16 protein-coding genes are annotated in these 13,556 nt (G+C 64.0%); 8 read left to right on the top strand and 8 right to left on the bottom strand.

The window, feature by feature from the left end; genetic code table 11:
* Nucleotides 1–19 precede the first annotated feature (19 nt).
* Entirely contained in the window at nt 20–409 is a 390-nt protein-coding gene (locus ACLFLU_RS27020; RefSeq protein WP_426407814.1) for a hypothetical protein, read from the top strand.
* Nucleotides 410–440: 31 nt separating this feature from the next.
* Here ACLFLU_RS27020 and ACLFLU_RS27015 read toward each other — a convergent pair whose 3' ends face one another.
* Both ACLFLU_RS27015 and ACLFLU_RS27010 read right to left on the bottom strand, forming a co-directional pair.
* Nucleotides 441–767, bottom strand: coding sequence for a hypothetical protein (locus tag ACLFLU_RS27015; RefSeq protein ID WP_426407813.1), 327 nt, complete (start codon nt 765–767; stop codon nt 441–443).
* A 197-nt stretch (nt 768–964) separates the two neighbouring features.
* Nucleotides 965–2,266, bottom strand: a complete 1,302-nt coding sequence (locus ACLFLU_RS27010) for an alpha/beta hydrolase (RefSeq protein WP_426407812.1) — start codon at nt 2,264–2,266, stop codon at nt 965–967.
* Nucleotides 2,267–2,626: 360 nt separating this feature from the next.
* Here ACLFLU_RS27010 and ACLFLU_RS27005 point away from each other — a divergent pair, with 360 nt between their 5' ends.
* Nucleotides 2,627–3,991, top strand: a complete 1,365-nt coding sequence (locus ACLFLU_RS27005; protein ID WP_426407811.1) for an APC family permease — start codon at nt 2,627–2,629, stop codon at nt 3,989–3,991.
* Nucleotides 3,992–3,993: 2 nt separating this feature from the next.
* Nucleotides 3,994–5,205 (top strand): hypothetical protein, encoded by a 1,212-nt coding sequence (locus ACLFLU_RS27000; RefSeq protein ID WP_426407810.1) that lies wholly within the window; start codon nt 3,994–3,996, stop codon nt 5,203–5,205.
* Here the strand turns inward: ACLFLU_RS27000 and ACLFLU_RS26995 are convergent, their stop codons facing one another.
* Entirely contained in the window at nt 5,206–5,418 is a 213-nt protein-coding gene (locus tag ACLFLU_RS26995) for a hypothetical protein (RefSeq protein ID WP_426407809.1), read from the bottom strand. It lies immediately after the preceding gene.
* A 91-nt stretch (nt 5,419–5,509) separates the two neighbouring features.
* Nucleotides 5,510–5,848, bottom strand: a complete 339-nt coding sequence (yidD, locus tag ACLFLU_RS26990; RefSeq protein ID WP_426407808.1) for a membrane protein insertion efficiency factor YidD — start codon at nt 5,846–5,848, stop codon at nt 5,510–5,512.
* Nucleotides 5,849–6,078: 230 nt separating this feature from the next.
* Here yidD and ACLFLU_RS26985 point away from each other — a divergent pair, with 230 nt between their 5' ends.
* Complete coding sequence (locus ACLFLU_RS26985) at nt 6,079–6,975, top strand: hypothetical protein (protein ID WP_426407807.1); 897 nt, start codon at nt 6,079–6,081, stop codon at nt 6,973–6,975.
* A gap of 22 nt (nt 6,976–6,997) precedes the next feature.
* Here ACLFLU_RS26985 and ACLFLU_RS26980 read toward each other — a convergent pair whose 3' ends face one another.
* Nucleotides 6,998–7,447 (bottom strand): iron-sulfur cluster assembly scaffold protein, encoded by a 450-nt coding sequence (locus ACLFLU_RS26980; protein ID WP_426407806.1) that lies wholly within the window; start codon nt 7,445–7,447, stop codon nt 6,998–7,000.
* A 240-nt stretch (nt 7,448–7,687) separates the two neighbouring features.
* Here ACLFLU_RS26980 and folE point away from each other — a divergent pair, with 240 nt between their 5' ends.
* From folE to ACLFLU_RS26960, 4 genes are all read left to right on the top strand, one after another.
* Nucleotides 7,688–8,380, top strand: coding sequence for a GTP cyclohydrolase I FolE (gene folE / locus ACLFLU_RS26975; RefSeq protein WP_426407805.1), 693 nt, complete (start codon nt 7,688–7,690; stop codon nt 8,378–8,380).
* Nucleotides 8,381–8,407: 27 nt separating this feature from the next.
* Nucleotides 8,408–8,830 (top strand): phosphoribosyl-AMP cyclohydrolase, encoded by a 423-nt coding sequence (hisI, locus tag ACLFLU_RS26970; protein WP_426407804.1) that lies wholly within the window; start codon nt 8,408–8,410, stop codon nt 8,828–8,830.
* A 165-nt stretch (nt 8,831–8,995) separates the two neighbouring features.
* Entirely contained in the window at nt 8,996–10,012 is a 1,017-nt protein-coding gene (locus ACLFLU_RS26965; RefSeq protein WP_426407803.1) for a lytic transglycosylase domain-containing protein, read from the top strand.
* Nucleotides 10,013–10,163: 151 nt separating this feature from the next.
* Nucleotides 10,164–11,339 carry a DUF2336 domain-containing protein gene (locus ACLFLU_RS26960; RefSeq protein WP_426407802.1) on the top strand — a complete coding sequence of 392 codons (1,176 nt, stop codon included), beginning with the start codon at nt 10,164–10,166 and terminating at the stop codon, nt 11,337–11,339.
* Between the two features lie 120 nt (nt 11,340–11,459).
* Here the strand turns inward: ACLFLU_RS26960 and ACLFLU_RS26955 are convergent, their stop codons facing one another.
* The 3 genes from ACLFLU_RS26955 to ACLFLU_RS26945 form a co-directional block, all read right to left on the bottom strand.
* A complete protein-coding gene (locus tag ACLFLU_RS26955) occupies nt 11,460–12,038 on the bottom strand; it encodes an Hpt domain-containing protein (RefSeq protein WP_426407801.1) in 579 nt (192 codons plus the stop codon).
* A 30-nt stretch (nt 12,039–12,068) separates the two neighbouring features.
* Nucleotides 12,069–12,614: a response regulator gene (locus ACLFLU_RS26950; RefSeq protein WP_426407800.1), complete on the bottom strand. Its 546-nt coding sequence runs from the start codon at nt 12,612–12,614 to the stop codon at nt 12,069–12,071.
* 98 nt (nt 12,615–12,712) lie between these two features.
* Complete coding sequence (locus ACLFLU_RS26945; RefSeq protein WP_426407799.1) at nt 12,713–13,492, bottom strand: NAD kinase; 780 nt, start codon at nt 13,490–13,492, stop codon at nt 12,713–12,715.
* Between the last annotated feature and the right edge of the window lie 64 nt (nt 13,493–13,556).

Genomic DNA, 13,556 nt, shown 5'->3' with positions numbered 1-13,556 from the left:
CCAAAGAGGTTTGACTGACATGAGGATGATTCTGGCGGTTGTCGCGGTGCTCTATTCAGCCTCCGCGTTTGCGCAGACCGACAAGCCACCGATGGTGGGGGACAAGCCGCTGGTGCAGGTGAAGCCCAAGGGGACCAAGGCCGGCACCAAGGAGGCCGCCGCCAAGCCGGCTGCAGCGCCCAAGGGCAAGCCGCAATCGATCGCGGCGCGGCTTCAGGCCTGTCTCGATACTGACGACGGCACCAAGGACCGGCTCAACTGCTACGACGCCATCATCCCGCCGACGCCCAAGCCGAAGCCGGCGAAGGCCAAGGGCTACGCCGATTGCCGGTTCTTCAAGGAAGAGGACGAGCGGCTGGCCTGCTTCAACGGCTTTGCCGAGAGCATTCCGAAGCTGCCCAAAACCTGAGATCAATAGCTGAGGTTCGAGGGCCGGGCGCCTAGTCGGCAATCCGGCTCAGCACCGCTCTGAAGGCAACGCCCGGCACTTGCAGCGCGGTGCCTTCGAACTCGGCCGTGTCGCCGTCCTCGCGGCCGGCGAGCGTCAGCGTGATCCGGTCGATGCCGAACAGCGCCTTGAACGACGAATCGTCGTTGTAGCGCTCGGTCGAGATCTTGACCTTGATGCTGTCGCCTTCGCCCGTGTAGGTGCCAATGAAGGCGAAGGCCGAATTGCCGCCGCGCATCTTGCCATTCGTCACATAGACGACTCCGCAGCCAGTTCCGTGAACGGTGTGGAAATCGACCTTGTACAGTCCCTGACGCACTGCCTGTCCCCGCGGTACTCCAAGTGCACTGGTCCAAGTGCACTGGTCCAAGCGCAGCTTGCGCGGAAAAATATGGTCGTTGCCAGCAGAAGCAATCCGGTGGTTGCCGGGGATTGTCGGCCATCAACATCACATTTTGATCATGGCCTGACGGAATTGCAGTCAGCGCGGCGAAATGCCAGCGCGCAAAATCCAGACTAACGGCTTGACGCGGAAGAGCTGGTGGCTGCGACGCGCGTCAGCGCCAGCGCCGGTGTTGCCGACATCTTCACCAGCACGTCCTTGAGCGGGTATTGCGTCCACGCGCGGTTGACGTAGTCGCGGTGGGTGATGCCGTCGCCGGTTTCGACGAACACCACACTACCGGGACGCAAAGGTCCATCCATGCCCTCGGAAACACCGATGCCCTTCTGTCGCAGCATGCTCATCAACTCGCGGTCGCGCCGTGCGGTGTAGTGGGTGTAGGAGCTGACGAAGAAGCCCGAGCGATGGCTCTCGATCCAGGACGCGAACTTGTCCATTTCGCCATAGACCGCATCGAGCAGCACGACGCCGCGGACGCGATCGCTGATGCCGCCGACCTCGAGGCTCCAGGCGGTCGGCAGGAAGCCGCCGCTATAGCCCACGATCACGATCGGCATGTTGGCGAAGGCACGCGCGCTGTTGGGATCGCCGGTCAGCTGGGCGAGGTGGCTGGCTGACTCTTCCATGAAGCGCTTGAGGCCGCCGGGCTGCCAGAATTTTCCAGCGCTGGAGTCTGCGGCATCGACGGCCATCTGCGGCGCGAGCAGTACGGCATTGGCGCCGGAATCGGTGATCTGCTGCGGTACCAGCTGGCGGTCGCGCACGTCGCGCTCGAGCGTTGCGCCGTTGCCGTGGAAGAACACCACGATCACGCCAGGCTTGCGCACATCGAAATGCTCGGGGACGTGCACGAGCACGCGGCTGTCGTTGTAGGTCTCGTCCTGCCAGAACACGCGCCCCGAGTAGCTGCGGTGGCCGCGGCGGTCGCCCTTGGAGATGTTGAGGAAGGGCGCGTCGGACGCTGGGTTGTTGCCGAAATAAGGGAAGGCCGAGGACTTCATGCTGACGAGCGTCGTCAGGTCTTCGCGCACCGGACGCTGGTAGGGCACCTGCGGCGCGAGCGAGGCGACCTTGTACGGCGCCTGCTCCGGCTGTTGCTGCACGGCGCGCTTGGGCGAGAAGTCCGACATCTGTCGTTGCAGCAAACTCTCGCTCGCCGAGGGGAAGCGCTCCTTGAACTGCGGGGCGGGGAAGCGATCCTCGAACGTATCGCCGCTTGCGACTTGCGAATTGGTCTTGGCGACGGTCTGATTGACGACAGGGACATTGGCCTGCGAGTTCGCCGCGAGCGCCGCCGGATTGGGCGCCTGGCCGCATTGAACCAGCGTCAGCGACAACGGCACCAAGGCTGAGATCAGGGCGATCCGAAGCGCACGACTGCGCGCCCCGGACGACTTGGTCCAGTCAGCGCGCATGTCTGCATTCAATTTCGGAACGGCCCCGACCATCCACCCATGACCCCAAGCCATGAACTCACGTCCATCGGCATTCTTAAGACAATTGAGCCGACTGGCGTTTAGGCGACGTTAAGTGTCCGGAGAAACTTCCCCACATCCGGAACGATCAAAAAAGACCACGCAATCGTGTCGCGATTGTGGGAGGGGAGCGCGTATTTCCGCGGCCGACTACGGGTTTATTGCTCAAAGGCGTGCATAAAAGGTGGCCAATTACCTATTTCGACCGCCTCATTTAACCCTTGTTAACCCTGCTTGAATTGACTGGACCAATCTGCACGATGCCTCCATGAGGCGCGACGCCTGAGGCTAAGGACCCAGATGACGGCATCAGATGCGGGAACCGCGCCATGGACCGGGCGGCTGACCGGCGGCTCCGGGGTTTCCGTGCTGGTCGCAACCGCGATCGTCGTTGCCGACATGATCGGGGTCGGCGTCTTCACCAGCCTCGGCTTCCAGGTCAAGGACATCCCCTCGGGCTTCTCGATCCTGGCGCTGTGGACCGTTGGCGGCATCGTCGCGCTGTGCGGCGTGTTCTCCTACAGCGAGCTGGGCGCGATGTTTCCCCGCTCGAGCGGCGAGTACAATTTCCTCGGCCGCGCCTATCATCCGGCCTTCGGCTTTCTCGCCGGCTGGGTTTCGGCGACGGTCGGCTTCTCCGCGCCCGTTGCGCTCGCGGCCATGGCCTTCGGCGAATATGCCAAGTCCGTCATGCCCGAGGTGCCGCCAATCCCGCTCGCCATCGGCGTGGTGTGGCTGGTCTCGATCGTGCAACTGACCGGCGTCAGGCACTCCTCGACCTTCCAGCTGATCTCGACCATCCTCAAGGTCGTGCTGATCGTTGCTTTCCTCGTCGCAGGCTTCGTCGTCGGCACGCCGCAGCCGATCTCCTTTGCGCCGCACGCCGGTGATCTCGCCCATATCGTCAGCGCGCCTTTCGCGATCGGGCTTGTCTTCGTGATGTACTCGTTCTCGGGCTGGAACGCCGCGACCTACATCATCGGCGAGATGAACACGCCGCAGCAAAGCCTGCCGCGCGCACTGCTCGCGGGCACGCTCATCGTGCTGGTGTTGTATGTCGCGCTCAACGCGGTGTTCCTTTATTCGACACCAATCAGCGCGCTGACCGGCCAGCTCGACGTCGCAAGCGTAGCCGGCAGCGCCATCTTCGGAGGCCTCGGCGGCCGGATCGTCGGCGCCATGATCTGCGTCGGCCTGATCTCCTCGATCAGCGCGATGATGTGGATCGGCCCGCGCGTGATGATGACGATGGGGGAGGACATCCCGGCGCTGCGCGTGTTCTCGAAGCGATCGGTTCGAGGCGCGCCGGCCTATGCCATCCTGTTTCAGCTAGGGGTCGCCAATCTGCTGCTGTTCACGCGCAGCTTCGAGGCGGTGCTCGACTTCATCCAGTTCTCGCTGCTGTTCTGCTCGTTCTTCACGGTTGCCGGCGTCATCAAGCTGCGCATCACCGATCCCGACCTGCCGCGGCCCTATCGCGCCTGGGGGTACCCGTTTACGCCGCTCATTTTCCTGCTCGTGACCGCATCCATGATGTACTACCTCTTGACCGAGCGGCCGGTGCAGTCGCTGTCGGGGATGCTCGTCATGCTCTCGGGCCTGTTGATTTATGCAGTTTTCCGCAGGCGGCCGGTCGCCGCTGCCACGTCACACAATCGCGAATAGACATGTTTCGACCCTTGAGAATTGCGGCCGTCGCTCTTGCCCTCATGGCTGCGGCGATCTCGTCCGCGCGCGCGGCCGAGGTCACCTTCGACGACACGGCGCGCTTCCTCGCGGGCATGCAGCCTTCAGCCGACTCGCCGCTGGTGGCGCTCACCAGGGACCCGTCCTGGCAGCATCACGCAAGATTCTTCGACGGCGCCTTCGCCCAGCTCGAGCAGCGGCAATTGTCGAAGATCCGGAGCTGGTCGGACGTCAATCTCGCCGCGCCGCGGCCGACCATGTTCTACTTTTTCAGCGGCCCGGATTTCCTCTACGCCAACGCCTTCTATTCCAAGGCCAGCACCTACGTGCTGGGCGCGCTGGAGCCGGTCGGTGCGGTACCCGATCTGACCAGGTTGCCGCGCGGCTCGGTCAATGCCGCACTCTACGATGTCGAGCGCTCGCTCGGCTCGATCCTGAGCTTCTCCTTCTTCATCACCAAGCAGATGAAGGTCGACCTGCACGCCAACCAGGTCAATGGCACCTTGCCGATCCTCTACGTCTTCCTGGCGCGCTCCGGCAAAACCATCCGCAACGTCGAGACGGTCGCGCTCGACGACAAGGGCGGGGTGCACACGGGCAATGACAATCCGGGGCGGAACGCCACGCGCGGGGTCCGCATCACCTTCGCAGGTGCCGACGGCGAGGCGCGCACGCTGTATTATTTCTCGACGGATCTCTCCAATTCCGGCGCGCGCGCGGCCGGCTTCCTGAAATTCTGCGAGACGCTCGGGCCCGGCAACAGCCTGCTCAAGAGCGCGTCGTATCTCTTGCACGCGGGCAACTTCACCGTCGTTCGCGACTGGCTGCTCGCCAACAGCGCGACCATCATCCAGGATGATTCCGGCATACCGCTCGCCAACTACAATTCGCGGCAATGGCGCTTCTTCCCGTTCGGCCGCTATCTCGGCCCGATCAACGAATTTCCCGGCCGCTACCAGGAGCGCTACGCCGAGCTGTTCACGCGCGCCCAGCCGATCGATTTCGGCGTCGGCTATCGCTGGCGGATGCATGAGTCGAATTTGTTGCTGTCGGTGAAGATCCCTGGGAGCGAAGTCGCGCCGGCCGCAGAGACAACCTCGTTCGCCGAACCGCCGCCGAAGCCGCGGCCGAAGCGGCTGCGTCCGCCCGAGCCAATCCCGCCGCCGCCCGGACGTTTCTTCTGGTTCCGCTAGCTACCAGTGCACGCTCTGGCTTGGCACGATGAACGCCGTCGTGCTCGGTGCCGTTGCAATGCTTGTCGCCAGATACCAGCCGGAGCCGACGACGAGCACGAGCAGCGCGATGATCGCGAGCATGTCGATGGTGCGGGGATCGTGATCCCGCGGATGCAATCCAGGATGTGAACCAGGCCTGAAATGAAAATGAGGGCTGATTTTCCAGCGCATTGTTGTTTCCTCCCGTGGGAGCATCACAATAACGCGAGCGACGAGTTCCGGTTCCATGCAATGCAGAGCTGCGCAAAGCACCGCAGCATGCTTATGAAGCGTTGACGCTGCGCCATCGGCCATAGCGCCAGGGCAGATACCAGCGCGCGCCCCTCGGCGCGGCGAGAGGCACATTGTCGATGCCTGAGGTGCCGAAGGGGTTGCAGCGCAACAGGCGCGCGAGCGTCATCCAGCCGCCAGCCCAGAGTCCGAACCGCTCGATCGCCTCGTCGCCGTACACTGAGCAGGTCGGCAGATGGCGGCAGTTGTAGCCGACCAGCGGCGACAGGGTGTGTCGATAAAGCCAGATCAGCGCGCGACCGAATCTGCGCGGCAGTCGCAGCGCTTCAGCGACAGGAGCCGAACAGTGCTCGCAGGTTGAGTGCTTCATGTGCGCGGTGCCGACGTCCTGTGCGCGCTGATGTGCAGTTCCAATGCAGGGAACAGCGGGCTGTTGTGTCCACGCCATAGTTTGCCTGCTTTCTAGGAGCAGTGCAGCAAGTACCTATGGACGATCTGTATTCCCCCGGATACCATTTTTGTGACGTCCATGTGTAGACTCACTGGAACGTCGAAACGGGGCTTGCCTGATTGCTTTTGGGGCTTGGGGAAGGAACCAGTTTGAAAGTTCTGAAGTCGCTCAACCTTCGCGGCTCGTTGCTGGTGGGAACCGCCGCTTGCGGGATCGTGCTGGCGGCCGCCGTGGCGACCTTCGGCTCGTCGGCCAGTGCTGGCGCCTCGCTCGAAGAGCGCAAGCTGCCGATGAAGTTCGGCTGGGTCGCCTGCGAGCCCAACTGCCGCGGCTGGGTCAGCGCGGTCGGCATCATCACTGCTGATACACCGAAGGACTTTGACGACTTTGCCCGCGGACGCCAGCTCGGTGGCGCGACCGTCGTGCTCGATTCCAGCGGCGGTTCCGTCAACGACGCCATCACGCTCGGCCGGCGCTTCCGTAATCTCGGCCTTCTCACCACCGTCGGCATCACGCAGCAGGGCGGCGGGCAGGCTGCCCGTCCGGCGGTCGCCTCGGAAGCCTATTGCGAATCCATGTGCGTGTTCCTGCTGCTGGCCGGCAAGAAGCGCTACGTGCCGGAAGCCGCCCATGTCCGCGTCCATCAGATCTGGATGGGCGACCGCGCCGATGACGCCAAGGCGGCGAGCTACAGCGCGCAGGATTTGATGATCGTGGAACGCGACATCGGCAGGCTCGCCAAATACACCTTTGACATGGGTGGGGCAGGCGACCTTCTGTCGCTCGCGCTCAACGTGCCGCCCTGGGACGATCTGCATGAGCTCGACGCAGCCGAGCTGAAGCTGACCAATCTCGTGACGACCGATCTGGTGGCTGACGTGCTGCCGCATGTGGACGTCATGGCGCCTGCGATGGCGGAGCTTGCGCCGAAGACGCAGGCCAGGTTCGGCGAGGAGCAGGTGCAGCCTGCCAAGTCGACCAAGACGGCCGAAGCCCTGGTCCCGACTGGGGGCGTGGCAGCACCGGCCGCGGCACCACAGAAGTAAGAGCTTCAGTCCAGTCTCAGCGTTATGCGGTGGCCGGCTGCTTCGCCTTGGCCTCGATCTGGCCGATCGCGTCCACCACGGCATCGAAGGTCAGCAGCGTCGAAGCGTGGCGCGCCTTGTAGTCGCGGACCGGCTCGAGGAATTTGATTTCCTCCCACTTGCCTTCGGGAGGCGAGCCATTCTCTTTCAGCATCTTGCGAACGGTTTCGCGTAACTCTCGGAGTTCGCTCGCAGTCGAGCCGACCACGTGACTTGCCATGATGGATGAAGAGGCCTGGCCCAGCGCACAGGCCTTCACGTCATGCGCGAAGTCGGTGACGGTGTCGCCTTCCATCTTGAGGTCGATCTTGACGGTCGAGCCGCACAGCTTGGAATGGGCGGTGGCGGTGGCATCGGGGTCCGAGAGCCGCCCGAGGCGCGGAATATTCCCGGCCAGCTCGATGATCCGCTTGTTATAGATGTCGTTCAGCATGTGATGGAGTCCAAGACTTACCTGCCGGATCGGCCTTGGCGGGCGCGGTCCACGGTCCTATATAGGGCTGGAACTGGCGGAAAAACAGTCCGGCGGTGCGTCGGCGATCCAGATCTGCATTGCCGGCGTTCTTGCCAAGAGACCTCTTTCGCCAAATACTGTTCTCTTCAGGCGTCCGGCGGCATGTCCGCCCCGTCTGCCGGTGACACTCCGGCCGCAAGGCCGTCGAACGGAGTCGATATGGACGCTGCAATCAAATCCATCCGCCCCAGCAAGCCCTCTGACAAGCTGCTCGATAGCCGCCCGGCAGAGCTTGATCCTGCCGAATTCCTCGCGGCCGCCGTCCGCGCCGACCAGCCGCGTCCCGCGCGAGCCGAGGCGGAAGCGGCGGTGAAAACGCTGCTCGCCTATATCGGCGAGAACACCGAGCGCGAGGGCCTGCTCGACACGCCGCGCCGCGTGGTCGAGGCCTTCGACGAGCTCTATCAGGGCTACCACCAGTGCCCGGCCGAGGTGCTCGACCGCACCTTCGGCGAGACCGCCGGCTATGACGACTTCGTGCTGGTGCGCGACATCGAGTTCACGTCGCAGTGCGAGCATCACATGATGCCGTTCTACGGCAAGGCGCACATCGCCTATACGCCGGTGGAACGCGTCGTTGGCCTGTCGAAGCTCGCGCGCCTGACCGACATCTTCGCCCGCCGGCTCCAGACCCAGGAGCATCTGACGGCGCAGATCGCGGCCGCGATCGATGAGATTCTGAAGCCGCGTGGCGTTGCCATCCTGATCGAGGCCGAGCATACGTGCATGTCGGTGCGCGGCGTCGCCAAGCATGGCGCCTCCACCTTCACCAGCCGCTACACCGGCATGTTCCGCGACAACCCGGCGGAGCAGGCCCGTTTCCTGTCGATGGTGCGAGGCATGACGCGCTGACCTCGCGAACAACTGGCGAGATTTGTCGTGTCCGTTCACTCCCACGAGATCGAGGAAGGCCTGGCCTTCCTCCCCAGATTCGATGCGAATGGCCTCGTGACCTGTGTGGCGACGGACGTCACCACCGGTGACGTGCTGATGGTCGCGCATATGAATGACGAGGCGCTGCGCAAGACCATTGCCACCGGCGAAGCCTGGTACTTCAGCCGCTCGCGCAATGCCTTGTGGCGAAAAGGTGAGACCTCAGGTCAGACCCAGAGCGTGGTCGAGATCCGCACCGATTGCGACCAGGACGCAGTCTGGATTCGCGTCGAGCAGATCGGCGCCGCCTGCCACACCGGTCGCCGGTCCTGCTTCTATCGCAAGGTCGAAGCCGAGGGCGGCGCTGCCAAGCTCGTCTTCGTCGATGCTGAGCGGCTGTTCGATCCGAACGCGGTCTACAAGAAGTAGCGAGCTGCCATTCCGGGCTCATCGCTACGCGATGCCCCGGAATGACTCGGGGAGGGGCCGATCCCGGAATTAACCCCGCGTTAACCATAACTGTCCCACGGTGGGACGATCAGGCGTCCGAATTGCCGGCGCCGCTCACACGCCGCGCGGGCCGGTCACGCCATCATGTCGGTCGACAATTCCAATGCCTCGCAGACGGCCGCAACCGACGGCTTAAAGCGCGTCGCTGGCGCGATCAAACAGGTATCGAACCAAACCGGTGTCAGCTTCGAATACATGCTGACCACCGCCAAGATGGAATCTGATTTCGATCCGTCGGCCGGCGCCACCACCTCGTCCGCCCACGGCCTCTATCAGTTCATCGACCAGACCTGGCTCGGCACGGTGAAGGAGGCGGGCTCCCAGCTCGGCTATGGCAACTATTCCGACGCCATCAGCAAGACATCGTCCGGCACTTACACCGTCGACGATCCCTTCATGAAGCGCTCGATCATGAAGCTGCGCGACGATCCTGAAGTCGCTTCCAGCATGGCTGCGGCGCTGACGCAGTCGAACAGTTTCAAGCTCACCGGTCTGCTCGGCCGCAGGCCGTCCGACAGCGAGCTCTACATGGCGCACTTCATGGGCGTCGGCGGCGCGGCGAAACTGATCGCCAATGCCGAGGACAACCCGCAAGCCGTCGGTGCGCGGCTGTTTCCCAATGCGGCATCCGCCAACCGCTCGATCTTCTACGCCAAGGATGGCCGCGCGCGCAGCGTCTCCGAAGTCTATTCGGTGCTGAATGCGCGCTATGCCAGCGCCTCGAATGCAAAATCGACGCGCAGCGCGATGGCGATGTATGGCGACACGCCATCGACCACGCAGGTCGCCAGCGCCAACGGCGTGCAGCCCGCTGCACCGATGGCCAACAGCGCCGCCTATCTCCAGACCTTTCCGGATGCGCGTGGCGTGACGCCGGTGAGCGCGACGTCGTCGACAACGGTCGCAGACAGCACGCCGATCACGCCGGCATTCCGTTCGATCTATCAGCCCGGCGATGCGACGCAGCCGGTCTCGACGACGGTGCAAAAATTGTGGGGCAACAACGGCTCGCTCACCTCGGTTGCATCAGCGACGCCCGACGTGCGTCCGCCGCAACCGCTCGATCTTTTCAGCGATCGCAGCGGCACGTTCTCGAGCTAGCCGCGCCGCCGCGCGTCTCCTAGCCCTTAACAAATCATCAACAAAACCAGCCAGTTATGGTGAACGCTTTGTTAAGCGTCGTGGTTTATTTTGTGTTGCAGGTGACGAGCCGTCACCATTTTCATTTTTCGTTGCGTAAGCCGGAAGCTCCATGATTGTTCGGCAGTTCATCAATTGGATCAGGACTGCGCCTGCCGGTGAGCGGGCGGAGGCAACGAGGGCATTGGCCCGGGCCTGGCTGATCTCGGATCTTTCCCACGACGACCGTGCCGCCGCCGAAGGCGCGCTGCTGATGCTGCTCGACGATCCCTCGCCGCTGGTGCGGCAGGCGATGGCCGAGGCTTTTGCCCGCAGCACGGATGCGCCGGCGTCGATCGTGCGGGCGCTATCGGCGGACCAGCCGACCGTGGCGCTGCCCGTGCTCGAACATTCGCCGCTGCTGATCGATGCCGATCTCGTCGACATCGTCGCGACCGGCAATGACGAGGTGCAATGCGCGGTCGCCCGCCGCATCGCGCTGCCGGTCTCGGTCTGCGCCGCCATTGCCGAGGTCGGCTGCGCTGCCGCTGCGCTGGAGTTGATCGAAAATCCCCACGCCGAGCTTGCGCCGTTCTCCTGGAATCGCATCGTCGAGCGTCACGGCCACCTCGCCGCGATCCGCGAGGCGATGCTGGTGCTGGACGACATTCCGGCCGCAACGCGCGCGGCGCTGGTGGCAAAGCTCTCCGAGACGCTGGCGCAGTTCGTTGTGGCGCGGAACTGGCTGAGCGCCGACCGTGCCGAGCGCATGACGACTGAGGCACGCGATCGCTCCACCATGAACATCGCAGCGCGCTCGCGCGGCGACGATATGCAGGGCCTGGTGAGGCATCTGCGGATCACCGGCCAGCTCACCGCGGGCCTGATCCTGCGCGCGCTGCTGTCGAGCAATCTCGAGCTCTTTGACGCGGCGCTGGCCGAATTGGCCGATCTGCCGCTCGCGCGCGTCTCCGCGCTGCTTCACGACCGCGGCGGCAACAGCCTGCACGCGCTGCTTCGTCGCGCCGGGTTGCCCGAGGCGACGTTCGCGGCGTTCCAGGTCGCGCTCGATGCCTGCCACGAGCAGGGCTTTGTCGACACCGACGACACCGCGGCGCGCTTGCGCCGGCGCATGGTCGAGCGCGTGCTGACCCATTGCGAGACCGACCGCGGCGCCACCGAGCCGCTGATGGTCCTGTTGCGCCGCTTCGCCACCGAATCCGCGCGCGAAGAGGCGAGGTTGTTCTGCGAGGACCTGGTCGCGGAAGACACAATCGATCCGGTGTATGACGATCTGATTGCGGCGTAGTTCGAGCTAGACCCGCACACTCCGTCATTGCGAGCGCAGCGAAGCAATCCAGGATCCCTCCGCAGAGACAGTCTGGATTGCTTCGCTGCGCTCGCAATGACGAGGGGAGAGAGTGGAGAACTACTCCGCCGGCACGATGCTCGGCGCGAGGATCACTTCGAGATGCTCGGGGCGGTCGCGGTTGACGTCGGCGAGATAGTCGTCGGCGACCTTACGCAGACGGCGGCTGAGCTCGGCGGAGACGCTGATGCTGTCGAGCTTGGTGTTCTCGTGCACGATGGCGAGGATCGCGTTGATGTGGTGCGTGAACAGTTCGGCCGGCACTCTCTCGAGATCCGGCGCGTGCTCGATGACGCGGCACAGGCTTTCGGCAACGCCCGCCGCGGCCGGAAAACCGAACGTGGCGGCGTCGCCCTTGATGTCGTGCGCGGCGTGGAATAGCTCGTCGCGGCGTTCCCTGGTGAAGCCGTCATTGCGGATGGCGACATAGGCAGACGACAGCCGGTTGACCTCGGTCGTCATCCAGATCTTGAACTCGCCGGACAGATCGGCAAGCGCCTGCTCGGCGCGTCCGATCGGATCGTCCATGTCCTTTTCCGCGACCCGGCGCAGAACCTTACGCAGCGGATTGGGCTGCGTAATGATTTGATGCGTGGCGAAGGCCTTGACCTCGATGTCTCGTGCGCCGTTCTTCGCCATGATGCCTGCCTCGTCGGGTGAGACGTTGCGCTAGATGGTGGAGCGGGCCTTGTCGAGCAGCGAGGGCTGCTGGAGCACCTCGTGCTTTTCGCCGACGCGGCGCTCCGGGCCCATATAGGCGGAATTGGTGTTGCGGCGCCGGTCCGGGCCGAAATAGGTTTTGGTCTTGATGAAGGGCCGGGGACTGGCGACCACGTTGAGAATGCGCTGGTAGAGGGCCTTGGCCGAGATCGGCTTGGCCAGGAATTCGGTAACGCCGGCATCGCGCGCGACCGTGACGCGGCGCTTCTCGGAATGCCCGGTCAGCATGATGATCGGCGCGTAGGGGTTACCCTTGGATTCCGGCTGCCGGATCATCTGCGCAAGCTCGAGCCCGTCGAAGATCGGCATCGCCCAGTCGGTGATGACGATGTCGGGCACGTAGTGGCTGTACATTTCGAGCGCGGTCGCGCCGTCCTCGGCCTCATAGACCTCGCGCGCGCCGAACGAATGCAGCAGCGTTCGCAGAATGCGGCGCATGTGCGGATTGTCGTCGCAGACGAGAAAGCGCAGCTTGTTGAAATCGATGCGAAACATGACGCCCGGGCCAAAGCGGTCAACCTTCGTTAACCATATCTTGCCGAGGGTTAACGAAGCGTTGCGAACGGGCGTCCGGCGGGGGCGGTGCAGGCAGGTCAGTAGCCGAATTGTTCGCGCAGGATGCGCTCTTCCAGGCTGTGGCCGGGGTCGAACAGCATGCGCATCGAGATGGTCTTGTCGGACAGGATCTCGACGCGCCGGACCCTGCGTACCTCCTCGTGGTCGGCGACGGCCGCGACGGGCCGCTTGTCGTCTTCCAGCACCTCGATGACGACATAGGCCGTGTTGGGCAGCAGTGCGCCGCGCCAGCGCCGTGGCCGGAAAGCGCTGATCGGTGTCAGCGCCAGCAGCGCGGCGTTGATCGGCAGGATCGGGCCCTGGGCGGAGAGATTATAGGCGGTCGAGCCAGCCGGCGTCGCCACGATGATGCCATCGGCGATCAGCTCGGGCATGCGCTCGCGCTCGTCGATCAGGATGCGCAGCCGCGCCGCCTGGGAGGTCTGGCGGAACAGATAGACCTCGTTGATGGCGTGATGCAGGTGGACACGGTCATTGGTATCGGTCGCGCGCATCAGCAGCGGGTTGATCTCGGATTCATGCGCCGCCTCGAGCCGGGCGCGCAGATCGTGCGTCGAGTATTCGTTCATGAGGAAGCCGACCGTGCCGCGGTGCATGCCGTAGATCGGCTTTCCCGAGCGCATGTGCTGGTGCAGCGTCTGGAGCATCAGCCCGTCGCCGCCGAGCGCGACCACGACGTCGGCTTCACTCGGATCGCAATTGCCATATTGCGTGGTGAGCTGGTGGAAGGCGGCCTCTGCCTCGCCGCTCGGGCTGGCGACGAAGGCGATCCGGTCGTATCGCGATGGCTTGGTCATGGCTTCCAGGCAGGTGTGCCGGCTCGAGAAAGTTCCGCCGAGGTCGTCTATACGACCTGGGCCT

The organism is Bradyrhizobium ganzhouense (assembly GCF_049949285.1).
GTDB lineage: Bacteria > Pseudomonadota > Alphaproteobacteria > Rhizobiales > Xanthobacteraceae > Bradyrhizobium > Bradyrhizobium ganzhouense.
This window is presented reverse-complemented; position numbering and strand designations above follow the sequence as displayed.

Coding starts and splice junctions, on each gene's coding strand:
- ACLFLU_RS27020 (WP_426407814.1), top strand. CDS start 20: ATGAGGATGATTCTGGCGGTTGTCGCGGTGCTCTATTCAGCCTCCGCG.
- ACLFLU_RS27005 (WP_426407811.1), top strand. CDS start 2,627: ATGACGGCATCAGATGCGGGAACCGCGCCATGGACCGGGCGGCTGACC.
- yidD (WP_426407808.1), bottom strand. CDS start 5,848: ATGAAGCACTCAACCTGCGAGCACTGTTCGGCTCCTGTCGCTGAAGCG.
- ACLFLU_RS27000 (WP_426407810.1), top strand. CDS start 3,994: ATGTTTCGACCCTTGAGAATTGCGGCCGTCGCTCTTGCCCTCATGGCT.
- ACLFLU_RS26965 (WP_426407803.1), top strand. CDS start 8,996: ATGTCGGTCGACAATTCCAATGCCTCGCAGACGGCCGCAACCGACGGC.
- folE (WP_426407805.1), top strand. CDS start 7,688: ATGGACGCTGCAATCAAATCCATCCGCCCCAGCAAGCCCTCTGACAAG.
- ACLFLU_RS26980 (WP_426407806.1), bottom strand. CDS start 7,447: ATGCTGAACGACATCTATAACAAGCGGATCATCGAGCTGGCCGGGAAT.
- ACLFLU_RS26955 (WP_426407801.1), bottom strand. CDS start 12,038: ATGGCGAAGAACGGCGCACGAGACATCGAGGTCAAGGCCTTCGCCACG.
- ACLFLU_RS26995 (WP_426407809.1), bottom strand. CDS start 5,418: ATGCGCTGGAAAATCAGCCCTCATTTTCATTTCAGGCCTGGTTCACAT.
- ACLFLU_RS26960 (WP_426407802.1), top strand. CDS start 10,164: ATGATTGTTCGGCAGTTCATCAATTGGATCAGGACTGCGCCTGCCGGT.
- ACLFLU_RS27010 (WP_426407812.1), bottom strand. CDS start 2,266: ATGCGCGCTGACTGGACCAAGTCGTCCGGGGCGCGCAGTCGTGCGCTT.
- ACLFLU_RS26950 (WP_426407800.1), bottom strand. CDS start 12,614: ATGTTTCGCATCGATTTCAACAAGCTGCGCTTTCTCGTCTGCGACGAC.
- ACLFLU_RS26945 (WP_426407799.1), bottom strand. CDS start 13,492: ATGACCAAGCCATCGCGATACGACCGGATCGCCTTCGTCGCCAGCCCG.